Annotated in this window: 21 protein-coding genes; 7 read left to right on the top strand and 14 right to left on the bottom strand. The window is 71.1% G+C overall.

Annotated features, from left to right (window positions below; all coding sequences use genetic code 11):
- Positions 1-3: 3 nt before the first annotated feature.
- The 3 genes from ASG95_RS15860 to ASG95_RS15850 are packed head-to-tail and all read right to left on the bottom strand — an operon-like array spanning position 4 to position 2,464.
- A complete protein-coding gene (locus ASG95_RS15860) occupies positions 4-573 on the bottom strand; it encodes a DUF1003 domain-containing protein (protein WP_057378088.1) in 570 nt (189 codons plus the stop codon).
- Entirely contained in the window at positions 566-1,840 is a 1,275-nt protein-coding gene (locus ASG95_RS15855; RefSeq protein ID WP_056923899.1) for a magnesium transporter MgtE N-terminal domain-containing protein, read from the bottom strand. Before ASG95_RS15855 ends, ASG95_RS15860 begins: the two co-directional genes overlap by 8 nt.
- A 21-nt stretch (positions 1,841-1,861) precedes the next feature.
- Positions 1,862-2,464, bottom strand: coding sequence for a hypothetical protein (locus ASG95_RS15850; protein ID WP_057378087.1), 603 nt, complete (start codon positions 2,462-2,464; stop codon positions 1,862-1,864).
- Positions 2,465-2,515: 51 nt separating this feature from the next.
- Here ASG95_RS15850 and ASG95_RS15845 point away from each other — a divergent pair, with 51 nt between their 5' ends.
- The 3 genes from ASG95_RS15845 (at position 2,516) to ASG95_RS15835 (ending at position 5,747) form a co-directional block, all read left to right on the top strand.
- Positions 2,516-3,607, top strand: coding sequence for a CoA ester lyase (locus ASG95_RS15845; protein WP_057378086.1), 1,092 nt, complete (start codon positions 2,516-2,518; stop codon positions 3,605-3,607).
- Positions 3,588-4,487 carry a CoA ester lyase gene (locus ASG95_RS15840; protein WP_369820387.1) on the top strand — a complete coding sequence of 300 codons (900 nt, stop codon included), beginning with the start codon at positions 3,588-3,590 and terminating at the stop codon, positions 4,485-4,487. The genes ASG95_RS15845 and ASG95_RS15840 overlap by 20 nt, the downstream gene beginning before the upstream one ends.
- A gap of 369 nt (positions 4,488-4,856) precedes the next feature.
- Positions 4,857-5,747 carry a L,D-transpeptidase family protein gene (locus tag ASG95_RS15835; protein WP_057378084.1) on the top strand — a complete coding sequence of 297 codons (891 nt, stop codon included), beginning with the start codon at positions 4,857-4,859 and terminating at the stop codon, positions 5,745-5,747.
- On the opposite strand, the gene ASG95_RS15830 is transcribed toward ASG95_RS15835, so the two are convergent.
- Positions 5,741-6,532: an alpha/beta fold hydrolase gene (locus ASG95_RS15830; protein WP_057378083.1), complete on the bottom strand. Its 792-nt coding sequence runs from the start codon at positions 6,530-6,532 to the stop codon at positions 5,741-5,743. The genes ASG95_RS15835 and ASG95_RS15830 overlap by 7 nt on opposite strands.
- Positions 6,533-6,637: 105 nt before the next feature.
- Positions 6,638-7,474, bottom strand: a complete 837-nt coding sequence (locus ASG95_RS15825; protein ID WP_057378082.1) for a serine protein kinase RIO — start codon at positions 7,472-7,474, stop codon at positions 6,638-6,640.
- A gap of 400 nt (positions 7,475-7,874) precedes the next feature.
- On the opposite strand from ASG95_RS15825, the gene ASG95_RS15820 reads away from it, so the two are divergent.
- The 3 genes from ASG95_RS15820 (at position 7,875) to ASG95_RS15810 (ending at position 10,717) form a co-directional block, all read left to right on the top strand.
- Positions 7,875-9,086 carry an acyl-CoA dehydrogenase family protein gene (locus ASG95_RS15820; protein ID WP_057378081.1) on the top strand — a complete coding sequence of 404 codons (1,212 nt, stop codon included), beginning with the start codon at positions 7,875-7,877 and terminating at the stop codon, positions 9,084-9,086.
- A 154-nt stretch (positions 9,087-9,240) separates the two neighbouring features.
- Entirely contained in the window at positions 9,241-9,834 is a 594-nt protein-coding gene (locus ASG95_RS15815) for a general stress protein (RefSeq protein ID WP_056923892.1), read from the top strand.
- Between the two features lie 139 nt (positions 9,835-9,973).
- Positions 9,974-10,717, top strand: a complete 744-nt coding sequence (locus ASG95_RS15810; protein WP_057378080.1) for a PIG-L deacetylase family protein — start codon at positions 9,974-9,976, stop codon at positions 10,715-10,717.
- Here ASG95_RS15810 and ASG95_RS15805 read toward each other — a convergent pair.
- Positions 10,714-12,216 carry an aminopeptidase P family protein gene (locus ASG95_RS15805; RefSeq protein WP_057378079.1) on the bottom strand — a complete coding sequence of 501 codons (1,503 nt, stop codon included), beginning with the start codon at positions 12,214-12,216 and terminating at the stop codon, positions 10,714-10,716. The genes ASG95_RS15810 and ASG95_RS15805 overlap by 4 nt on opposite strands.
- Before the next feature lie 80 nt (positions 12,217-12,296).
- Here ASG95_RS15805 and ASG95_RS15800 point away from each other — a divergent pair, with 80 nt between their 5' ends.
- The gene (locus ASG95_RS15800; protein WP_057378078.1) at positions 12,297-13,115 is read left to right on the top strand and encodes a hypothetical protein; all 819 of its coding nucleotides are present in this window, start codon (positions 12,297-12,299) and stop codon (positions 13,113-13,115) included.
- A 49-nt stretch (positions 13,116-13,164) separates the two neighbouring features.
- Here ASG95_RS15800 and ASG95_RS15795 read toward each other — a convergent pair whose 3' ends face one another.
- From ASG95_RS15795 to ASG95_RS15760, 8 genes are all read right to left on the bottom strand, one after another.
- A complete protein-coding gene (locus ASG95_RS15795; RefSeq protein WP_057378077.1) occupies positions 13,165-14,166 on the bottom strand; it encodes a DNA topoisomerase IB in 1,002 nt (333 codons plus the stop codon).
- A gap of 3 nt (positions 14,167-14,169) precedes the next feature.
- Entirely contained in the window at positions 14,170-14,598 is a 429-nt protein-coding gene (locus ASG95_RS15790; RefSeq protein WP_057378076.1) for an SRPBCC family protein, read from the bottom strand.
- Between the two features lie 140 nt (positions 14,599-14,738).
- Positions 14,739-15,791, bottom strand: coding sequence for an NAD(P)H-binding protein (locus ASG95_RS15785; protein WP_082592682.1), 1,053 nt, complete (start codon positions 15,789-15,791; stop codon positions 14,739-14,741).
- Positions 15,792-15,794: 3 nt separating this feature from the next.
- Positions 15,795-16,568 (bottom strand): CPBP family intramembrane glutamic endopeptidase, encoded by a 774-nt coding sequence (locus ASG95_RS15780; RefSeq protein WP_057378075.1) that lies wholly within the window; start codon positions 16,566-16,568, stop codon positions 15,795-15,797.
- Positions 16,565-17,965 carry a deoxyribodipyrimidine photo-lyase gene (locus ASG95_RS15775; RefSeq protein WP_057378074.1) on the bottom strand — a complete coding sequence of 467 codons (1,401 nt, stop codon included), beginning with the start codon at positions 17,963-17,965 and terminating at the stop codon, positions 16,565-16,567. The genes ASG95_RS15780 and ASG95_RS15775 overlap by 4 nt, the downstream gene beginning before the upstream one ends.
- 132 nt (positions 17,966-18,097) lie before the next feature.
- Entirely contained in the window at positions 18,098-19,816 is a 1,719-nt protein-coding gene (locus ASG95_RS15770) for a glycerol-3-phosphate dehydrogenase/oxidase (RefSeq protein WP_057378073.1), read from the bottom strand.
- Positions 19,817-19,819: 3 nt separating this feature from the next.
- Positions 19,820-21,343 (bottom strand): glycerol kinase GlpK, encoded by a 1,524-nt coding sequence (gene glpK, locus ASG95_RS15765; RefSeq protein ID WP_057378072.1) that lies wholly within the window; start codon positions 21,341-21,343, stop codon positions 19,820-19,822.
- A 56-nt stretch (positions 21,344-21,399) separates the two neighbouring features.
- A complete protein-coding gene (locus tag ASG95_RS15760) occupies positions 21,400-21,918 on the bottom strand; it encodes a MaoC family dehydratase (protein ID WP_056923882.1) in 519 nt (172 codons plus the stop codon).
- Positions 21,919-22,097 lie beyond the last annotated feature (179 nt).

Here is a 22,097-nt window from a genome sequence, read left to right as displayed (position 1 = left end):
ATGTTAGGTCGCGCCGTGGTCCCTCGAAGAACCGGTCGCGCCTGGGCGGCTGTCATCTGCCTCACGTCGGCGCACCTCCAGGCCGCGTTCCTCGAGCTCGTCGAGCAGCCCACGCAGTTCGGAGCGGACGAAGTCACGGGTGGCGGCGTCACCCATCGCGTGACGCAGCGATGCGACCTCGCGGGTGAGGTACTCGGTGTCGGCGAGGTTGCGCTCGTCGCGGGCGCGGTCCTGCTCGAGGGCGACCCGGTCGCGGTCGGCCTGGCGGTTCTGGGCGAGCAGGATCAGCGGCGCGGCGTACGAGGCCTGCAGGCTCAGCATGAGCGTGAGGAAGATGAACGGGTAGTTGTCGAACCGCCACTCCTTGGGCGACACGAGGTTCCAGATCACCCAGAAGACGACGAAGACCGTCATGGCGATGAGGAAGGCCGCGGTGCCCATGAAGCGGGCGAACTGCTCGCTCCACCGCCCGAAGGTCTCCTGGCTCATGGTGGGGCGCGGCAGCAGCGCCCTGCGGGTCTCGCGGGGCTGGTCGAGCCGGCTGGACGACACCCGGCGGTCGCGCTCAGCCACGGGTCACCTCGTGCCGGTCCTCACGCCAGTCGTCCGGGAGGATGTGGTCGAGGACGTCGTCGACGGTGACCGCACCGATCAGCCGGCCGTCGGCGTCGACCACGGGGACACCGACCAGGTTGTAGGTGGCGAGGATCCGGGTCACCTGACCCAGCGGGGCATCCGCGGTCAGCGGCTCGATCTCCTTGTCGAGGATGCCGCCGATCGCCCCGTGGGGAGGCTCGCGCAGCAGCCGCTGGATGTGGACGATGCCGAGGAACTTGCCCGTGGGGGTCTCGTGGGGGGCCCGGCAGACGTAGACGGTGGACGCGAGGGCCGGTGAGATCTCGGCCCGGCGCACGACGGCCAGCGCCTCGGCGATCGAGGCCTCCGGACCGAGGATGACCGGCTCGGTGGTCATCATGCCGCCGGCCGACTCCTCGTCGTAGGTCAGCAACCGGCGCAGGTCGGCCGCCTCGTCCGGCTCCATGAGCTGGAGGAGCTCCTCCTGCTTCTCGGCGGTGAGGTTGTGCAGCAGGTCGGTGGCGTCGTCGGGCTCCATCGCCTCGAGCACGTCGGCGGCCCGCTCCACGGGCAGCGTCTCGAGGATCTCGACCTGGTCGTCCTCCGGGAGCTCCTCGAGCACGTCGGCGAGCTTGTCGTCGTCCATCGCCTCGGCGACCTCGGCCCGGCGCTTGGGTGACAGGTCGTGGATGACGCCGGCGAGGTCGGCGGACTTCAGGTCGTCGTAGGTCTCGAGCAGCATCGCCGCCGACTGCCCCGCGGTGGACTGGTGGATGCCGGTCACGTCCTCGACGGGCACCAGCACGGTGGCGCCGCGGCGCCGCCGGAACGGCCCGAGCGTGCCGCGCGCCGTGCCCTGTCGCACGAACACCTTCGACATCGCCCAGTCGCGGCTGCGCTCGCGCTCGATGGCGACGTCCTCCACGGTCGCCTCGTAGTCGCCCTCGGGGTCGTGCACGGTAACCGGTCGCTCGAGGATCTCGGCCATCACGAGCACCTCGTTCGTGCGCTGCTCGAACCGGCGCATGTTGACCAGGCCGGTGGTGATGACCTGCCCTCCGTCGACGGACGTCACGCGCGTCATGGGCACGAAGACCCGCCGACGACCGGGCACCTCGACGACGAGGCCGATGATGCGGGGGCGGCGTCGGGAGGCCCCGAACGTGACGACGACGTCGCGGACCCGACCGACCTGGTCACCGAGCGGGTCGAACACGCTCAGGCTGGTCAGGCGGCCGACGAAGACGCGCGACGGAGTGCTCACGCCGCAAGGTTATCCGGCTGGTCAGCCGTCGTCCGGGAGGCGGTTCCCGCGCCGTCGTCGTGGTCGTCCGCGCCAGTGCCACGGGCGCCAGGTCGCGGTCGTGGCCTCGCTGGGCGGCGGCGGTGCGGCGCCGGAAGTCGTGGGGTAGGACCCCGGACCCTCCACGAGGGTGCCGAACGGCCGCAGCGCGCGCACGGTGCACTCGCGGGCCCACCTTTCGACGGCGTCCACGGACGCGTTCAGCCGCCCGGCCCGCAGGGCCTCGGTCGCCGCGCCCCAGCCCTCGTCGGCGGGGCCGATCTCCTGGACGGTGGCCTGCACGGTGAGCAGCCGACCACCGGTGTCCTTGCTCCGGAGGATGAGGAGCACCTCCTCGGGCAGCCACGGCAACGCCTGCTCGCCCGGTCCGGACACGGCATACACGGTCTCGTCCGCCCACGCGTGCCAGAACGGCCACGCGCGGTCGCCGGGGGGCTGGACCCACATGAGACCCGACTTGGTCGCCGCCTCGGCGAACAGTGCGGTGACGTTGAGCGGCGTGACGGTGAGCGGCGTGCTCGCGGTGAGCTCGGGCGGCGCAGGCGCGGCGCCGCCTCCGGCAGGCTCGGGCGCGGGCTCGGTCACACGTGAACTGTGTCATAACCGCAGTGAGACTGTCGCTGCTAGCGTCGCCGCGTGCGCAGCCCCAAGGACTTCTTCGCCCCACTGGCGGTGGGTGCTCCCACCCCGCTCACGCAGGTGCCCTCGCGCCCCTCGCGCGTGATCCACTTCTTCGACCCGAGCAACGCGAAGATGGCCGCCAAGATCCCGGCCATGGTCGGCACGGTGGACGTGCTCCTCGGCAACCTCGAGGACGCGGTCAAGGCGGACCGCAAGGAGGCAGCGCGGGCCGGGCTCGTCGAGATCGCCCGCGGCACCGACTTCGGCGACTCCACCCAGCTGTGGACCCGGGTCAACTCCCTCGACAGCCCCTGGGTGCTCGACGACCTCACCACTCTCGTGACCGAGGTCGGCGACAAGCTCGACGTCATCATGGTCCCGAAGGTGCAGGGGCCCGAGGACATCCACTACGTCGACCGGCTGCTGGCCCAGCTGGAGGCCCGCGCCGGCCTCCAGCGCCCGATCCTCGTGCACGCGATCCTGGAGACCGCCCGGGGCGTCGCCAACGTCGAGGCCATCGCGGGGGCCAGCCCGCGCATGCAGGGTCTCTCGCTCGGCCCGGCCGACCTCGCGGCCGACCGGCGGATGAAGACCACGCGCGTCGGCGGGGGGCACCCCGGCTACCTCGTCCGGCAGGACCCCCCGGCTGGCGTCGAGGACGCCGTCAACGCGAACCGCCAGACCTACCAACAGGATCTGTGGCACTACACGATCGCGCGGATGGTCGACGCCTGCGCGATGCACGGGATCTTCCCGTACTACGGGCCGTTCGGTGACATCAAGGACGTGGTCGCGTGCGAGGACCAGTTCCGCAACGCCTTCCTGCTCGGCTGCGTCGGCACCTGGTCGCTGCACCCGGTGCAGATCGAGATCGCCAAGCGGGTGTTCAGCCCGTCCGCCGAGGACGTCGCCCACGCGCGTCGGGTCGTCGAGGCGATGGGCGACGGAACGGGCGCCGTGATGCTCGACGGCAAGATGGAGGACGACGCGTCCCTCAAGCAGTGCCAGGTGATGCTCGAGCTCGCCGAGCGGCTCGCCGCGACCGACCCCGAGCTCGCGCAGCTGTATGCCGCGAAGCCGGCCGCCCGTGACGGCGACGGTGCGTGACGTGGTGGACACCACGGCATACCGGCCGCGGCGTTCGGTGCTCTACATGCCGGCGTCCAACGAGCGGGCGCTGGAGAAGGCCAAGACGCTGGCCGTCGACGCCCTGATCCTCGACCTCGAGGACGCGGTGGCCCCCGACGCGAAGGACACGGCCCGCGACAACGCCTGCGCCGCGGCGCGGTCCGGTGAGTACGGTCGGCGCGAGCTGGCGATCCGGGTCAACGGGATCGGGACCCAGTGGCACGAGGCCGACCTGCAGGCCGCGTGTGCGGCGGGGCCGGATGCGGTCGTGGTGCCGAAGGTCGGGTCGGGCGACGAGGTCCGCGCGCTGGTCGCGGCCATGGAGGCAGCCGGCGCCCCTGACCACACCGCGCTCTGGGCCATGGTCGAGACCCCGCAGGCGATGCTGCACTGCGAGGAGATCGCCGGCGCCTCCGACCGGCTCACCGTGCTCGTGATGGGCACCAACGACCTCGCCAAGGAGCTGCACGCCGAGCACGTGCCCGGCCGGGCGCCGCTGCTCACCGGGTTGTCGCTGTGCCTCCTGGCGGCCCGGGCGACGGGGACGGTGATCCTCGACGGCGTCTACAACGACGTGAAGGACGCCGAGGGCTTCGCGGACGAGTGCACTCAGGGGCGTCAGCTGGGCTTCGACGGCAAGACCCTCATCCACCCCGGACAGGTCGAGGCGTGCAACGCGGCGTTCGCGCCGGGCGAGGCCGCCGTGCAGGACGCCCGGGCCGTGCTCGCGGCCTGGGAGGCCGGTGCCGGAGCTGGTGTCGTGACGCTCAACGGACGACTGGTCGAGAGCCTGCACGTCGAGACGGCGCAGCGGGTGCTGGCGATCCACGAGGCGATCACGGCGCTCACCGAGGGCTGAGTCGGGGCTGCGTGGCCCCGCACTCCTGGCCACCAGTGGTGCGTGTCGGCCCGCTCCCGGGCCCTTCGCGCCACACCAGTGGCCGCAAGTGCGTCCGGTTGAGAAATCAACAGGACAACGGGGGCAACCTTTCGGCCCGCCGCCGCGTCTTGGTGTTTGCGGTCGTCCTCGACGAGGACGACCGCGCCATGCCGGGGGGCATGGTGGCTGGCTCCGGGGCGGAGCGGGAGGGAGCGCCGCCCCGGAGCCTCGCAGCTCGCCATGGTCACGATTCGGCGCGGTGGACAACCGAAATGCGGTCGAGTGCGTCACCATGACTGACAAGGCGTCGCCTGCGGACCGCGTCCGCCGGCCAGGGAAGGGGACTCGATGGACCGCAGGCGGACTGGATCAGGCGTGGCGCTGGCTGCGTCGCTGCTGGTCGGCGCGCTCGCGCTGAGCGGGTGCGGAGGCATCACCTTCGGCAAGAACACCTCGGCGACTCCCTCGGCCCAAGGCACGACGTCGGCCACCGACCCCGCCACGACCGATCCCACACCGGAGCCGACGGACCCCGGCACGGTCACGTCCGGCCCGACCACGCCGCCCACCACGGCGACGGCCACGCCGAAGCCGACGACCAAGCCCACCCCACCCAAGCCGACCCCCAAGCCGATCCCGACCGAGGGCGACACCCTCCACTCGGGCGACACGGGCCCCTACGTCAAGCAGGTGCAGCAGCGGCTGTCCGCGCTCGGCTACTGGAACGGCTCGGCCGACGGGGTCTACGGCGGCCTGACCTCGCAGGCGGTGATGGCCCTGCAGAAGGCGGCCGGACTCGGCCGGGACGGCGTCTTCGGGCCGGCCACCCGACGTGCCCTGCAGAACGGCGTGCGCCCCCAGTCGCGGATCGGGGGCAGCGGCATCGAGATCGACAAGGCGCGCCAGCTCCTGCTCGTCGTGCGCGGTGGCCGGGTCACGATGATCCTCAACACCAGCACGGGCAGCGGTGAGCGGTACACCAGCCAGGGCTCCACCCGCACGGCGCTCACCCCGGCAGGGACCTTCAGCACCTTCCGGTCGGTCAACCACCTCGACAAGGGGCCGTTGGGTGACCTGTGGCGCCCGCGCTACTTCAACGGTGGCATCGCGGTGCACGGTGCCGGCAACGTCCCCGGCTACCCGGCCTCGCACGGCTGCGCCCGGGTCAGCAACCCCGCCATGGACATGATCTGGGCCAACGACATCATGCCGATCGGCGGGCGCGTCACCGTCTACTGACGGTCGTACTGCTCGCGCACCCACTCCAGCTGCGGGCCGCCGTGGCTGGTCCAGTACTCCGCCGTGTGCCCGCCCTTGTCGAAGGTGAGCTCAGCCGAGGGCAGGGCCTTGCCGAAGGCCTTGTTGCCGGGGACGAACGGGTCGGAGCGCCCACAGTCCATCCGCACCGGGATCTTCGCTAGCACGTCGGTGCGCTCGAACACGTCGTGGGCCTCGAAGTCCTCGCGGTCGTCGAAGGCCCCTGCCGCGCTGAGCCCGGGGTCGGTCCACAGCGCGGCGCTCTCGGCGACCACCGCGAAGACCCGGTCGGGACCGAGCTCGCTGGCCAGCAGCAGCGAGCCGTAGCCGCCCATCGACCAGCCGAGGAAGGCGACTTTGCCGTGGTAGCCGGTCTCCCGTCGGACGAGCGGCAGGAAGTCCTCGACGACCATGGCGCCGGTGTCGACCCCGGCCCGGCGGGCGTGCCAGTAGTAGTCGCCGCCGTCGACCGACGCCAGGGTGACGCCCGCCGAGCGCACGTGCTCCTGCAGCCGCATGATCCGGAAGGCGTGTGAGGCGTCGCCGCCCTTGCCGTGCAGGACGACCACCACGGGTGCGGGCGTGGTGACGTCCTTGGTCTGCTGTGCGAGCTGCCAGTGGATGTCCCGCCCGGGCCAGTGGCTGCTGCGCAGCGACCCGGACCGCACGGCCACGTCCGAGGCGTCGGGGCCACGACAGCCAGCCAGGGCGAGCCCGCCCGCACCCGCCGCCCCGGCGAGGAGGGTGCGACGGGTGATCGTGGCCATGGCCTCACCCTAGGACGGGTCAGGTCCGGACTCCGGTATGCCGCGTGGCCGGCCAACAACACGTGGCCGGCCACCGGCGCGGGCCGGCACCCCGCGGGTGTCGGGCTACCAGCGCGAGGTCGCCTCTGCGACGAGGTCGCCGAGCAACTCGCCCTCGTCGACCTCGAGCCCCTTGCTGACGAACCACCGGCACATGTTGGCGACGTCGCGCTCGAGGAACTCGAAGCCACGCGGGTTGCCGATGATGTCGACGATCTGCGGCCAGTCGATGATGACCAGCCGCTCGTCGTGCAGGAGCACGTTGTAGGGGGACAGGTCGCCGTGCGTCCAGCCGCGCCTGGCCAACGTGACCATCGAGGTGCGCAGCTGCTCGAACAGCTCGGGCAGCAGGTCGGCCGACGGGCGCGTCTGCGCGAGACGCGGTGCCGCCTCGCCGGGGTCGCCGATGAACTCCATCAGCATCTCGCGGTCGCTGAGCTGCACGGGGTAGGGGACGGGCAGGCCCATCTCCCAGAGCGTGGCCAGCGCCTCGAACTCGGCCACGGCCCACTGCCCCGAGAGCAGCTCCTTGCCGAACTCGGTGCGCCGGGCCATGGCGCGCATCTCGCGGCTGCGCCGGACCCGTCGGCCCTCGTGGTAGCCGGCGTCCCGGTGGAACAGCCGGTGCTCGCCGGTGCGGTAGCGCTTGGCGGCGAGGAACGAGTCGACGGCAGGCGTGGTCGTCCCGTCCGGCAGCCAGCGCCGGACGATGTGCACGTCGGCCTCTTTGCCCGTCTTGAGGACACCGAGGTCGGACTCGACCGCACCGAGCGCGGTGATGACCCAGTCGGGTCGGGGTTTCGGACCGTGCGTCGCACCGTCCCAGCTGGACCAACGCTCACCTTCGGGGGGTGCGTCGGGAAGGCTGTCAAACGAGAAGGAGAGGTGCTCCTGGAACTGCATGGGTGGACTCCATCGAACGAAGGGAAAGGGCAGTGGACACGCCCAGGACAGTCGTGGACATCTCGTGCCTCCTTCGGTTGATGTAGTCGTCCCTCCGAGAGGGAGTCGTGCGCGCGGCGCTGTGCCACGCGACATACCCGGAGAGCGTGACAGACCCGCGGTCGGTCACGCCACTGATTTACCGAGTCCCAGCTTTATCGGGTCTAGGGACAAGGTTGACCTTCACACCGGTTTGTTTCCCGGGTGAAGGTCAACGTTCTTGCTTGACCCGATAAAGGTGAGGTCTGGGTGGGGAGGCTCACACGGCCGCAACCTGTGCTGGGACCGGGCCACTCGGCATACTCGCGGGAGGTCCTGATCCCCGAGATCGAATCCCTACAGCTGCAAGGTGGCGAACCGCATGTCCCGACTCCAGCAGACCGACGGCCTGACCGAGGAGCAGACGGAGCTGGTCAAGCTCGTGCGCGAGTTCGTCAACGAGCAGATCATCCCCGTGGCCCAGGAGCTCGAGCACAAGGACGAGTACCCGACCGAGATCGTCGAGGGCATGAAGGAGATGGGGATCTTCGGGCTGATGATCCCCGAGGAGTACGGCGGTCTCGGGGAGTCGCTGCTCACCTACGCGCTGGTGGTCGAGGAGATCGCCCGCGGCTGGATGTCGGTGAGCGGCATCGTCAACACCCACTTCATCGTCGCCTACATGCTGCTGCAGCACGGCACCGAGGAGCAGAAGCAGCGCTACCTGCCGAAGATGGCGACCGGCGAGATCCGGGGCGCCTTCTCGATGAGTGAGCCGGGACTCGGTTCCGACGTCTCCGCGATCCGGACCAAGGCGGTGAAGGGCGACACGGTCGACGGTGTCGACCAGTGGTCGATCACCGGACAGAAGATGTGGCTCACCAACGGCGGCAGCGCGAATCTCGTTGCGGTGCTCGTGAAGACGGACCTCGGCGCCGACTCGGTCTACAAGAACATGACGACCTTCCTCATCGACAAGACCGCCGGCTTCGGCGAGACCGCCCAGGGCGTCACCATCCCCGGCAAGATCGAGAAGATGGGCTACAAGGGCGTCGACACCACGGAGATGGTGCTCGAGGGTCACCAGACCACCAGCGCCCAGATCCTCGGCGGCGAGCCGGGCAAGGGCTTCTACCAGATGATGGACGGCGTCGAGGTGGGTCGCGTCAACGTGGCCGCCCGCGCCTGCGGGGTGTCGATGCGGGCCTTCGAGCTCGGGATCGCCTACTCCCAGCAGCGCGAGACGTTCGGCAAGAAGATCGCCGAGCACCAGGGCATCCTGTTCCGCCTCGCCGACATGGCGACCAAGGTCGAGGCCAGCCACCAGATGATGGTCAAGGCCGCGCGGCTCAAGGACGCGGGTGCGCGCAACGACCTCGAGGCCGGCATGGCCAAGTACCTCGCCGCCGAGAACTGTGCCGACGTGGTCGAGCAGTCGTTCCGCATCCACGGTGGCTACGGCTACTCGAAGGAGTACGAGATCGAGCGCCTCTACCGTGAGGCCCCGATGCTGCTCATCGGTGAAGGCACCGCCGAGATCCAGAAGATGATCATCGGCCGCCGCCTCCTCGAGGACTTCGCTCTCAAGAAGTGATGGCGCTCTCAAGAAGTGATGGCGCTCTCAAGAAGTGATGGCGCTCTCAAGAAGTGAGGGCGACGTATGCCGCGTGGCCGGCCGCGCGGCGCACCACAGGTCCCGATCGGGTGCCGTCCAGCGGCCTCCCAGCGGGCTTTGACACACTGGTGCCATGAGCACCCAGCCCAATGCCATGGCCAGGTCCCGCGCGGTCCTGTCGCTGGAGTACCCGATGTCGCTCGGACGGTACGACACCTACGACAAGGCCCAGAAGGCCGTCGACTACCTCTCCGACCACCAGTTCCCGGTGCAGAACGTCCTGATCGTCGGAACCGACCTCAAGCAGCTCGAGCGCGTCACGGGTCGGCTGACCCGGCAGCGGGTCGCGGTCGGCGGCCTCGTCTCCGGTGCGTGGCTCGGCCTCTTCGTGGGCCTGATCTTCTCGCTGCTCGACACGGGCAGCAACGGCGCCGGGTTCGTCGGGGTGCTGCTGACGGTGGCGTTCGGGGCGATCTTCGGCCTGGTCTGGGCGCTGATCGGCTACGCCCTGACCGGGGGCAACCGTGACTTCACCTCGGTGATGCAGGTCGTCGCCACCCAGTACGAGGTCCTGGTGGAGCACAAGTTCGCGGCCCAGGCCCGTGAGCTCCTGACCAAGATGGACCCGATGGCGGCAGCCCAGGCCCAGGTCGACGCCGCCCGCGAGGCCGAGCGTCAGCGCGCCGCCGCCGAGCAGGCGAGCCCCCCGCCGCCTCCCACCGTCTGAGCTCGGCGCCGACCTCGCGACTCTGAAGGATCCTGCGGGCCAGGACCCGGCGGATCCTTCAGAGTCGCGACCCGGTCCGTCCGAAGAACCGTCAGTGAGGGGAGGCGCGGTCGCGGGCACGCGGCATACGCTCCCTCCCATGACTGAGAACGCAGGGGACAAGCCCGCTCTCGCCGACTTCGGCGACGACTTCACCTCCGTCCTGTGCGTCGTGGCGCACCCGGACGACATCGAGTACGGCACCGCTGCGGCCGTGGCCAAGTGGACCGCGGCCGGCAAGACCGTGACGTACTTCCTGCTGACCAGGGGGGAGGCAGGCATCGACACCATGCACCCCGACGAGGCGGCCGGCGTCCGCGAGCAGGAGGAGCGCGACGGGGCGGCCATCGTGGGGGTGACCGAGGTGGACTTCGGGAGCCATCGCGACGGCAACGTCGAGTACGGCCTGGCCCTGCGCCGCGACATCTCTCGCGAGATCAGGCGACGCAGGCCCGACGTCGTGATCACCGGCCACTACGGCGACCGGTTCGTCCAGGGGATGCTCAACCAGGCCGACCACCGCGCCGTCGGGCTCGCCACCGTCGACGCGGTCGCCGACGCCGGCAACCGCTGGATCTTCCCCGAGCTGGTCGACGAGGGCTTCGAGCCCTGGAACGTCAAGCGGCTCTGCTTCGGCGGGTCGCCCACCGCGACGCACTTCGTCGACGTGGGCGACCACTTCGAGCAGGCGGTGGCGTCGCTGGAGGCCCACCGGGCCTACAACGACGCGCTGCCCGACACCTTCCCCAAGCCGGCCGAGCTGATCGGCATGATCCTCGGGTGGGGCGGTCAGGCAGCCGGCGTCGACAAGGCCCTCACGCTGGACGTCGTCGAGCGCCGTTAGCGGCTCTGGACCTCGCGGATCCAGGCCTCGACGTCGGCCGACGCGCGGGGCATGCCGGCGGAGAGGTTCTCGTGGCCTTCGGCGGTCACCAGCACGTCGTCCTCGATGCGCACGCCGATGCCACGGAAGCGCTCTGGTGCCTTGAGGTCGTCGGCCTTGAAGTAGAGGCCCGGCTCGACCGTCAGGACCATGCCCGGCAGCAGCTCGGCGTCCATGTACTCCTCGCGGGTGGCGAGGGCGCAGTCGTGCACGTCGAGGCCGAGGTGGTGGCTCGTGCCGTGCACCATCCAGCGGCGGTGGTACTGGCCGTGCTCCTTGTCGAGGGTGTCCTCGACCGAAACGCCTTCGGGCAGTAGGCCCCACGCGAGCAGGTGCTCGGCGATGACCTTGATCGCGGCGGCGTGCACGTCGGAGAACTTGTTGCCCGGCTTGACCGCCGCCAGGCCCGCTTCCTGCGCCGCGTAGACGGCGTCGTAGACCTCGCGCTGGGCATCGGTGAACGTGCCGTTGGCGGGGAGCGTGCGGGTGATGTCGGCGGTGAACAGCGAGTCCACCTCGACGCCGGCGTCGAGCAGGATGAGGTCGCCGTCACGCAGCTCACCGGTGTTCTTGATCCAGTGCAGCGTCGTGGCGTGGTCGCCGGCGGCGGCGATCGAGTCGTAGCCGACGCCGTTGCCCTCGTGGCGTGCAGTGAGGCCGAAGACGCCCTCCACCCAGCGCTCGCCGCGGCCCTTGGCGACGGCCTCCGGCAGGTCGGCGATGACGGCGTCGAACCCGTGGTGGGTGGCCTTGACGGCCTTGCGCATCTCCTCGACCTCCCACTCGTCCTTGGTGAGCCGCAGGGTCGAGAGGAAGTGGGCGAGCTCGTCGTCGGCCTCGGTGAGGTCGTCCTTCTCGGCCGTGGCGGAGACCGCCTCCGAGGTGCGGGCGGTGTCCAGCTCGCGGGTGAGGTCACGGTCGGCGTCCCGGACCAGGCGCACGGTCACCTCGCCGGCGTCCTTGACCACCGCGTCGGAGAACTCGTCGATGTGGCGGCCGGTGACGCCGAGCTCGATCTCCACGTCCTCGATGGTCGGGCGGGCGCCCACCCAGAACTCGCCGTAGCGGGCGTCGGCGAAGAACTCGTCGGTGTCCCGCCCGGCCAGGGGACGGAAGTAGAGGATCGCCTCGTGCGTGCCGTCGTCGCGGGGTTCGAGGACGAGCACGGCATCCGGCTCGCGGTCGCCGCCGAGCCCGGTGAGGTGGACGAACGCGGTGTGCGGTCGGAAGACGTAGTCGGTGTCGTTGCTGCGCACCTTGAGCCCACCCGCGGGGATCACCAGCCGGTCGCCCTGGAAGGCGGCGCTGACCGCCTCCCGACGCGCCGCGGCATACCGGGCTGCCTCGCTCAGCTCGCTCGGACCGGGCGGCCGTGGAGCCCAGTCCTCGGCGACAAACGCACGGAACTCGTCCGTGGTCGGGCGGGCGCGGTTCTCCGACTTCTTCTGCTCTTCGCTCACCCGCCCATCGTGCCATGGCACCACCCGGCCTCACCCCAATGGTGGGGGTCGTCCGAGACGTCCTTTGCCAGCATCGGTCCATGGCACGGCACAGGGGCAAGGCCAGGCACCCGGTGGTCATCGGCGCGGGTGTCCTGCTGGTCGCGGCGCTGGCAGTCGGAGGCGTGTATGCCGCGATGAAGGCTGACGATGCCACCCCACCGCCGAGCGGAGCCGGCGCCACGACCACGTCCCCGAGCAGCACGTCCTCCAGCACCTCGTCCAGCACCTCGTCCGGCAGTGCGCCGTCGAGCAGCACCTCCTCGAGCGGCGCAGCGGGCACCAGCGCCACGAGCTCGACCAGCTCCAGTGCGCCGGGCTCGGCGACCACCGACGCCACGGCCGTGACCGCGCTCGCGTCCTGCACCACGACGGTGCGTGCCCAGCAGGGGCTGGCCAGGGCGGTTGCCGCATCTGCTCGGGACTGGGGCCTGCACACCGATGCCCAGCGCAAGTTCGACTCCGGCGAGTTCACCGTGGCGCAGACCGAGGCGCAGTGGGCGGCCTCGAAGGCGCGCGGTCCGGCCGATCTGGCGGCGTGCACGCGAGCCGTGAAGGCAGTGCAGCGCGCTCGCGGTGGCTGCGACCGGCTCGCTGCCACCACGTCCGGCTCCTCCGTCGAGGTGCCCGCGAAGCGGTGCACGACCCGGTCGGCGTCGCTGGCGCGGGTGGCGCGCACCGGTGCGGTGGTGCACCGGCAGTGGGCGGCCCACCTCGCGATGATGGCCCACAAGCAGCACATGGGCGAAGCCGAGTACCTCGATCGGTGGGCCGGCATGGTCGAGGACGCCAAGCCCGCGCTGACCGCCTACCGCGCCGCCGCGGCTGCCCTCGCGAAGGCGCCACCCTGCTCGGCCTGACCTCGACCACGCTGGACGGGCACTGAGTGGCCGGGCCGCCGGCTGAGGGTCAGTCGTCGGCCAGGAGCGCGAGCACGGCCTTCTCGATCGCCGCCTGGCGACGCTCGGGCGTGCGGTAGCGCGACGGGTCCACGTCGATGGTGGCACCCGACTCGTAGCGGTCGAGCACGCGCGGGTCGATGTAGGAGTTCTTGGCGATGGTCGGGGTGTTGCCCAGGTACCCCGCCACCTCGTCGACGGCTGCCTTGACCGCCCGCTTGCGGGACGCCTTGGTGTCGCCCGGTTCGTCGCTCGCAGCGAGGGCGACCGCGGCCAGCACGGTCGCGTGCCAGGTGCGGAAGTCCTTGGCGGTCAGCTCGCCGCCGAGCAGGTCGCCCAGGTAGGCGTTGACGGCGGTGGAGTCGAGGTCGGACCAACGACGGGCTTCCTGGTAGGCCAGCAGCCGCTTGCTCGCCGACTTGCGCCGCCGCATCCGGTCCAGCGCCTCGATGGCGGCCGCGTCGTCGATCTCGATGGTGTGCTCGATCCCGGACTTGCCGACGAACGTGAAGACGATGACGTCGCCGCGGCGGCGGACGTGCTGGCGCTCCAGGGTGGTGAGACCGAACGACCCGTTGTCCTGGGTGTAGGCGTCGTTGCCGATGCGGAAGTACCCGAGGTCGAGCAGGCGTACGGCGGTCGCGGCCGCCCGACCGCGGGGCATGCCCTCGAGCGCGAGGTCCGCGAGGATGCGTCGTCGGGCCGCGGGCAGCTTGGCCGCGGCGGCCAGCACCCGGTCGAACTTGGTCTGGTCCTGCTTGAGCCTCCAGACCGGGTGGTAGAGGTACTGGCGCCGACCCGCGACGTCGGTGCCCACGGCCTGGATGTGTCCCTGCGGCAGGGGGCAGATCCAGACGTCCTCCCAGGCCGGCGGGATCGCCAGCGACCGGATCCGCTCGACGTCAGCGGCGCCCAGCTTCGCCCCGTTCTCGTCGAGGTAGACGAATCCCTTGCCTGCTCGGCGACGCCGCCAGCCCTTCGACTGGGGTGAGACCTTCCGCAACCTGGGCACGGTCTACAGCCGGTCGAGGGCCGACTTGAGCGTGCGGGCGGTGTCGTTGCCGAGCTTGCTGAGCAACGGCATCGCCACCGGCCACAGCCACCGGCCCAGCCCGGTGAAGGAGAACTCCGCCGTGTAGTCGACCGACGACCCGGCGCCGTCGGGGGACACGGTGATGGTGTCGCGGCTGGTGGTGGTCTCGTTGCGCCCCACGATGACGAACCCGTGGTCGGCGACGCTCTCGAGGGTGTAGTCGAGGTCGACGGTGCGGCCCGCGAACTTCGACACGTTGTGCCAGACGGTGCCGGGGGAGCCGTCGCCCGAGAGGAGCTCGCAGGTGACCGTGCCGGCGTCCCACTCCACGGCGTTCTCGAAGTCCAGCAGGTAGGGCAGGACCCGGGTCGGTGGTGCGGTGGTGGTGACGGTGCGTCGGACGGTGGGCATTCACGTGCTCCTGTGGTCAGTGACGCGGGTTGCGTCGGGCAATGGCTGTGGTGAGGGCGGTCGCGAAGGGGCGCCACCCGGCACACGCGAGCAGTCCGGTGGCCTTACCCCGTCAGGCCGGCGCCACACGTCCAGCGAGGTCACCCGCGCTCACGGTGCGGGCCGATCGTCCGGAGGGTCGCGGCCACGATGGCGGCGCCGACGGCCGCACCGGCGGCGGCGCCGGCGGTCCGCTGGACCGTGCGCCGCCACTGCTGGGCGTCGACGGTGCGCAGTGCGGCCCGGACGGCCGTGTCGAAGCCCGCGGGACCGCCCGGTGGGGGGCCGATCTCGGTCTGCGCATCGTCCTCGTGGCAGACCGCCTCGTGGACCAGGCTGCCGACCAGCGGGCGCGCGATGCCGGCGGAGATCGGCGTGACGAGACCGACCCACAGTCCAGCCAGCCGGGGCGACAGCACCGGCACGGACACGATCAGGCGACGGCCCAGGCCGGCCACCTCGGCGTAGCGCTGCATCATGTCGGCGTAGGTCAGCACCTCGGGGCCGCCGATGTCGTAGGTGCGGTTGCTGTCCGCCGGGAGATCGGCGGCACCGACCAGGTAGTGCACGACGTCGTCGACGGCGATCGGCTGGATACGGTTGTCGACCCACTTCGGCGCGACCATCGCGGGCAGCCGCTCGGTGAGGTGGCGCAGCATGTCGAACGACGCCGACCCGTCCCCGAGCACCACTCCGGCCTGGAGCACGGTGGCGGGCACCGGGCCGGCCAGGAAGATCTCGCCCACCTCGACCCGCGACGCGAGGTGCTCGGACAGCTTGCCCGACGGGTGCAGGCCGCTCAGGTAGACCACCCGGGTGGTGCCCGCGTCGGCGGCCGCGGCGGCGAAGCCCTGCGCCATGGTGCGGTCGCGCTCGACGAAGCTGCCCCGCCCGTCCATCGAGTGCAGGAGGTAGTAGGCGACCTCCGTGTCGTCGAGGGCGCGGCCGAGGTCGTCGGGTGAGGTGGCGTCTCCCTCGACCACCTCGACGTCCTCGTGCCAGGGATGGCCTGCGAGGCGCGAGCTGCTGCGGGTGAGCACGCGCACCCTCCACCCGGCGTCGAGCAGGGCGGGCACGAGCTCGCCCCCGATGTAGCCCGTCGCGCCGGTGACGAGCGCCGTGCGTGGTGTGCTGCGGGGGACGGAGTCGGTCATGCGTCAGCTCCCGGTGGACAGGACGAGGGGCAGGAGGAAGAGCATCCCGAGCGACCACGTGAGGTGCGTGACGACCGGGCCGAGGATGCCACCGGTGACGCGGCGCTGCAGGGCGGTCAGCAGCCCGAGCAGGCCGGCGGCCAGGACGAGCAGCGGTATGCCGGCCCCGACCGTGGTCAGCGCGTAGACGACGGTGGTGATCGCCACCGCGTGCCGGCGGCCCACCGCGGAGTAGAGCGCGCCGCGGAAGTAGAGCTCCTCGGCGACGCCGTTGACGGCGGTGAGCACGGCCACCAGGGCGAGTGAGCCGAGGCGGGCGTGGTCGAGGAGGTGCTGCACGGGGTCGCGCAGGACCGGCACCTGGGCCACCACCACTGCCCCCACGAGGAACAGGGCCAGGAGGAGCGCGCCGAGCGCCAGGGACTGGACGATCGGCCGGGCGTCCTGTCCGCCGGCGCGGGTGTGGGCGTGGCCGAGGTGGAGGGGGCCAGAGGCGAACGCCCCGGTGGCCCACACGGCAGCGAGGCCGAGCGTCGCGACGTAGAAAATCGGGTCGCCCGGCTGGATGCGCAACGCGAACGCCAGCACCGCCGCGCCGACGACGAGGGTCACGAGGGCGACGACGCGGCGTCGGCGGAAGGCCGCGTCGCTCTCGGTGTGGTCGCGCGCGACCGGCGTCACGAGGGCCGCGCGGATGAAGTCGCGGACCTCGCGGACCGGGTGCGGTCCCCGGCTCGCCGCAGGCGTCCGGTGGGCGCCCGGTGTGGACCCGCTCATCCGCGGACCGACGCGTAGCGGCGCAACGCCTCGCGGCGCTCGTCGGCGTGGTCGACGAGCCGCTCGGGGTAGTCGTGGGCGTAGCCGTCGTCGTGCTTCCAGGGCTCGTGGACCGCCGGTCCCTCGAGGTGGGCGAGCTCCGGCACGTAGCGACGGACGTAGTCGCCGTGCGGGTCGAAGCGCAGTCCCTGCGTGATCGGGTTGAAGACCCGGAAGTACGGCGACGCGTCCGTGCCGGTGCCGGCCACCCACTGCCAGCCGTGGTTGTTGGAGGCGATGTCGCCGTCGATCAGGTGGTCGAGGAAGTGCCTGGCCCCGATCGGCCACCACACGTGCAGGTCCTTGGTGAGGAAGCTGGCCGTGACCATCCGCATCCGGTTGTGCATCCAGCCCTCGCGCAGCAGCTGGCGCATCGCCGCATCCACGACGGGGTAGCCGGTCCGTCCCTCGCGCCAGGCCTCGACGGCCTCGCCGCCGTCGTCGTAGTCCATCCCCGACAGGGCGGGGCGCAGGTCGTGCCACGCCGACTCCGGGTGGTGCCACAGGACGTCGGCGTAGAACTCGCGCCAGGCCAGCTCGGTCGCGAACCGGTCGGCTCCCGGGCCGAGGTTCCTGCGGCCGTCCGCGAGGTCGGCCAAGAGGGTGCGGGGGTGCACGGCCCCGATCTTGAGGTACGGCGACAGCCGCGACACCCCGTCGAGGTCGGCCCGGTCGCGGTCGGTGCCGTAGTCGGCCAGAGCACCGTCGCGGAAGTCGGCCCACCGCTCGAGGGCGGCCGCCTCGCCCGCGGCGGGCAGAGCGGGCAGGCCGTTCGCCTCGCGGGCGTCCTCGAGGGTGGTGAGGGCCGACTGGTCGGACCGCACCTGTGCCAGGCGCAAGTCCTTCGGCTCCGTGGCCGGAGCGGGCCAGCCGTGCTCGCGCCACGCCTTCGAGAAGGGCGTGAAGACCTTGTACTCCGTGCCCGAGCCGTTGCGCACCGAGCCCGGCCCCACGGCATACGGGGAGCCGGTCTCGACCCACGCGATGCCGGCCTCGCCGAGCGCCGCCGCCACGGCGCGGTCGCGGCGTCGCCCCGCGGGCGTGGTCTCGCGGGAGACGTGGACGGAGTGTGCGCCCAGCTCGGCGGCCAGTGCCGGGACCACCTCCACCGGGTCACCCTCCCGCACGCAGAGCCGCCCTTCGTATGCCGCGTCGGCGGCCTGGAGGCTCTCGGCCAGCCAGGCACGGCGGGCGTCGCCGGCGCCCTTCCACAGCGTGGGGTCGAGCACGAAGACGACGGCCACCTCGCCAGGCCCGGTGCCCGAGGCACTCGCGGCCGCGTCATGCGCCGCACCCAGGGCCGGGAGGTCGCCACGACGCAGGTCCCGGCGCAGCCAGAGGATGCTCGGCGACGACACGCGGCACTCCTCTCGGTGGGCTGGCCAAGGCGGGGGGATCGAGTGTGCTCAGCTGCCTGGAACACCCACGCTAACCGTCTGACCTGCGATGTTCAAAGTGTGTCCAAGGTGTCTCGAGTCGTCGTCGACCAGTCAGAGGGTGCCGTCGGGACCGCTCCGACGGGCCTCGTCGGCGCTGGCGTCGTCGGGCATGGTCTGGCTGATCCGCTCGGCCTCGACACGACCGAGGTAGATCTCGATCTCCTCCTTGGTGCGGGCGTCGTCCCAGCCGAGCACCGGCGCGACGAGCGCGGCGGCGGCGGGGGCGGCCGAGACCCCTCTGTCCCAGGCCTCGATCGAGATCCGGGTGCGGCGGGTGAGCACGTCGGTCAGGTGCAGCGCCCCCTCGTGCGACGCCGCGTAGACGATCTCGGCCCGCAGGTGGTCCTCGGCGCCGTCGAGCGGCTGGCCGAGCTCGGGCCGCTCTGCGACGAGGTCGAGGAGCTCCTGGGTGAGGGCGCCGTAGCGGCGCAGGAGGTGCTCGATGCGGGCGACGTGCAGCCCGGAGGAGCGGGCGAGCGTCTGGCGCTGGTTCCAGGCCGCCTGGTAGCCGACGCCGCCCAGCAGCGGGATGGTGTCGGTCGTCGACTCGGCGATGCGCCCGGGGATGGCCTGGGCCGCCTCGTCGACGGCGTCCTTCGCCATCACGCGGTAGGTCGTGTACTTGCCGCCTGCCACGACGACCAGCCCTGGCGCGCTGTGGGCGACCACGTGCTCGCGCGACAGCTTGCTGGTCGACTCGGACTCGCCGGCCAGCAGGGGCCGCAGGCCGGCGTAGACGCCCTCGACGTCCTCGTGGGTCAACGGGGTGGCCAGCACGCGGTTGACGTGGTCGAGGATGTAGTCGATGTCGGCCCGGGTCGCCGCCGGGTGCGCCTTGTCGAGCGACCAGTCGGTGTCCGTCGTCCCGAGGATCCAGTGCCGGCCCCACGGGATGACGAAGAGCACGGACTTCTCGGTGCGCAGGATGAGGCCGGTCGAGGAGTGGATGCGGTCGCGGGGCACGACCAGGTGGATGCCCTTGGACGCGCGCACGTGGAACTGGCCGCGCTCGCCGACCATCGCCTGGGTGTCGTCGGTCCACACGCCGGTGGCGTTGACGATCTGCTTGGCGTTGATCACGAACTCGCGGTCGGTGAGCTTGTCGACGGCCCGCACGCCGGTCACCCGCTCGCCCTGGCGCAGGAAGCCAATGGCAGCAACGCGATTCGCGACGTGCGCGCCGTAGCTGGCCGCCGTGCGGGCGAGTTCCATGGTGTGTCGGGCGTCGTCGACCTGGGCGTCGTAGTACTGCACTGCACCGGTGAGTGCGCTGCTCTTCAGGCTCGGCATGAGGCGCAGCGCCTGGCGACGGGTCAGGTGGCGGTGGTGGGGGAGACCCGCGCCGTGACCCGAGCTCATGGCCATCGCGTCGTAGAGGGCGATGCCCGACCCGACGTAGGCGCGCTCCCAGCCGTGGTGGGTCAGCGGGTAGAGGAACGGCACCGGGCGCACGAGGTGGGGTGCGAGGGTGGTCAGGAGCAGCCCCCGCTCGTGCAGGGCCTCTCGGACGAGGGCGAAGTCGAGCATCTCGAGGTAGCGCAGGCCGCCGTGGATGAGCTTGCTGCTGCGCGAGGACGTGCCGCTCGCGAAGTCGCGTTGTTCGATCAGCCCGGTCGACAGGCCGCGGGTGACGGCGTCGAGGGCGGTACCGCTGCCGACCACGCCACCACCGATCACGAGCAGGTCGAGCTCCTCGCCACTGCCGAGCGTGGCGATCGCGCGCTCGCGGCCCTGCGGCGAGAGTGCCGTGTTGGTGCCTGCCAGACCCATGTCCTACCCCTCGTCGACGTCCACCCAGTCAAGGGTGCGTTCCACGGCCTTGCGCCACCCGGCATACCCGTCGGTGCGCTGCCGGTCCGACCAGGTCGGTGACCACCGCTTCGACTCCTGCCAGTTCGCGCGGAGCTCGTCGGTGCCTGACCAGAAACCGGTGGCCAGACCAGCAGCGTAGGCCGCCCCGAGCGCGGTCGTCTCGGCGACCACGGGACGGGACACCGGCACGCCGAGGATGTCGGACTGGAGCTGCATGCAGAGGTCGTTCGCGGTGACGCCACCGTCGACCTTGAGCACCTCGAGCTCGACCCCGCTGTCCTTGGTCATCGCGTCGGAGACGTCGCGGGTCTGGTAGCAGATCGCCTCGAGCGTGGCCCGCGCCAGGTGGGCGTTGGTGTTGAACCGGCTCATGCCGACGATGGCGCCACGGGCGTCGGGCCGCCAGTAGGGGGCGAACAGGCCGGAGAAGGCCGGGACGAAGTAGAGGCCGCCGGTGTCGTCGACCTGCTTGGCGAGGCGTTCGATGTCCGCGGCCCCCGAGATGATCCCGAGCTGGTCGCGCAGCCACTGCACCGCCGACCCGGTCACCGCGATCGAGCCCTCGAGGGCGTAGACCGGCTTGGCGTCGCCGAGCTGGTAGCAGAGCGTGGTCAGCAGCCCCGACTCGCTGCGCACGATCTCCTCGCCGGTGTTGAGGATCATGAAGTTTCCGGTGCCGTAGGTGTTCTTGCCCTCGCCAGGCGCGAAGCAGACCTGGCCGACGGTCGCGGCCTGCTGGTCGCCGAGGTCTCCGGCGAGAGGGACCTCACCACCGAGCGGGCCACCGGCGCGCGTCAGCCCGTAGAACTCGGGGTCGGAGCTCGGCCGGATCGTGGGGAGCATCTGCCGTGGGATGTCGAAGAAGCCGAGCAGCTCGTCGTCCCAGTCGAGGGTCCGCAGGTCCATCAGCATGGTGCGGCTGGCGTTCGTGACGTCAGTGACGTGCACCCCGCCGTCGGTGCCGCCGGTGAGGTTCCACAGCAGCCAGGTGTCGATGGTGCCGAAGAGGGCGTCACCGTGCTCCGCGGCGGCCCGGGCGCCTTCGACGTGGTCGAGGATCCACTGGACCTTGCCCGCGGAGAAGTACGCCGCAGGCGGGATCCCGGCGCGCTCGCGGATGACGTCGCCCTTGCCGGACTGGTCGAGCGCCCGGGCGATGCGGTCGGTGCGGGTGTCCTGCCAGACGATCGCGTTGTGCAGCGGTCGGCCGGTGCGCTTGTTCCAGACGACCGTGGTCTCGCGCTGGTTGGTGATCCCGAGCGCGGACAGGTCCGACGGCTGGAGGTCGAGCTGCGACAGTGCCGAGCCGATCACCGTCTGGGTGCGTTCCCAGATCTCGAGCGGGTTGTGCTCGACCCAGCCGGCCTGCGGCATCACCTGCTCGTGCTCGAGCTGGTGTCGGCCCACCTCGGCGCCGTCGTGGTCGAACACCATGAAGCGGGTGCTCGTCGTTCCCTGGTCAACCGCACCAACGAAATCGGCCATGAGGTGACCCTAGTGCGGCACGAAGCCGGCCACGCGGCATACCGAGGTCGTGACGGCTAGTCCTTGGGGGCGGGTTCGACCAGCTCGGGGCGGCCGGGCTGCTCGCCTCCGCGCGCCTCGAGGTAGGAGTCCTTGGGCACCATCACCTTGCGGCGGAAGATGCACACGAGCGTGCCGTCCTGGTTGTAGCCCTTGGTCTCGACGTGCACGACACCGCGGTCGTCCTTGGACTTCGACTCCCACTTGTCGAGCACCTCGGTCTGGCCGTAGATGGTGTCGCCGTGGAAGGTCGGGGCCACGTGGCGCAGCGACTCGATCTCGAGGTTGGCGATCGCCTTGCCGGAGACGTCGGGCACGCTCATGCCCAGCAGCAGCGAGTAGATGTAGTTGCCCACCACCACGTTCTTGCCGAACTGCGTGGTGTTCTCCGCGTAGTTGGCGTCGAGGTGGAGCGGGTGGTGGTTCATGGTGAGCAGGCAGAACAGGTGGTCGTCGTACTCGGTCACCGTCTTGCCGGGCCAGTGCTTGTAGACCGCGCCGACCTCGAACTCCTCGTAGCTGCGTCCGAATTGCATGGGCCCCATCCTGCCGATGCCCGCCCCGCAGGGACACCGGTATGCCGCGTGGGTTCCCTCACAGCGGACGCGTCGGGAGGTGGTCGCAGAACTTTCTCGAGAATTCCGGGTCGAAAGATCGAGACCGTCGGTTCCGGGCCGTCAGGGTAGTGACAGGGCCACCCGGCCACCGATCCCCG

The sequence above is a fragment of the Phycicoccus sp. Soil803 genome (assembly GCF_001429685.1).
Taxonomy (GTDB): domain Bacteria; phylum Actinomycetota; class Actinomycetes; order Actinomycetales; family Dermatophilaceae; genus Pedococcus.
Note: the sequence above shows the minus strand (reverse complement) of the source record. Positions and strands in the feature narration are given on the sequence as shown.

What these genes read in the sequence shown, in the direction of transcription:
- ASG95_RS15810 (WP_057378080.1), top strand. Translation starts at nt 9,974, where the DNA reads ATGACTGAGAACGCAGGGGACAAGCCCGCTCTCGCCGACTTCGGCGAC.
- ASG95_RS15790 (WP_057378076.1), bottom strand. Translation starts at nt 14,598, where the DNA reads ATGCCCACCGTCCGACGCACCGTCACCACCACCGCACCACCGACCCGG.
- ASG95_RS15825 (WP_057378082.1), bottom strand. Translation starts at nt 7,474, where the DNA reads ATGCAGTTCCAGGAGCACCTCTCCTTCTCGTTTGACAGCCTTCCCGAC.
- ASG95_RS15780 (WP_057378075.1), bottom strand. Translation starts at nt 16,568, where the DNA reads ATGAGCGGGTCCACACCGGGCGCCCACCGGACGCCTGCGGCGAGCCGG.
- ASG95_RS15820 (WP_057378081.1), top strand. Translation starts at nt 7,875, where the DNA reads ATGTCCCGACTCCAGCAGACCGACGGCCTGACCGAGGAGCAGACGGAG.
- ASG95_RS15760 (WP_056923882.1), bottom strand. Translation starts at nt 21,918, where the DNA reads ATGCAATTCGGACGCAGCTACGAGGAGTTCGAGGTCGGCGCGGTCTAC.
- ASG95_RS15770 (WP_057378073.1), bottom strand. Translation starts at nt 19,816, where the DNA reads ATGGGTCTGGCAGGCACCAACACGGCACTCTCGCCGCAGGGCCGCGAG.
- ASG95_RS15785 (WP_082592682.1), bottom strand. Translation starts at nt 15,791, where the DNA reads ATGACCGACTCCGTCCCCCGCAGCACACCACGCACGGCGCTCGTCACC.
- ASG95_RS15815 (WP_056923892.1), top strand. Translation starts at nt 9,241, where the DNA reads ATGAGCACCCAGCCCAATGCCATGGCCAGGTCCCGCGCGGTCCTGTCG.
- ASG95_RS15830 (WP_057378083.1), bottom strand. Translation starts at nt 6,532, where the DNA reads ATGGCCACGATCACCCGTCGCACCCTCCTCGCCGGGGCGGCGGGTGCG.
- ASG95_RS15835 (WP_057378084.1), top strand. Translation starts at nt 4,857, where the DNA reads ATGGACCGCAGGCGGACTGGATCAGGCGTGGCGCTGGCTGCGTCGCTG.
- glpK (WP_057378072.1), bottom strand. Translation starts at nt 21,343, where the DNA reads ATGGCCGATTTCGTTGGTGCGGTTGACCAGGGAACGACGAGCACCCGC.
- ASG95_RS15800 (WP_057378078.1), top strand. Translation starts at nt 12,297, where the DNA reads ATGGCACGGCACAGGGGCAAGGCCAGGCACCCGGTGGTCATCGGCGCG.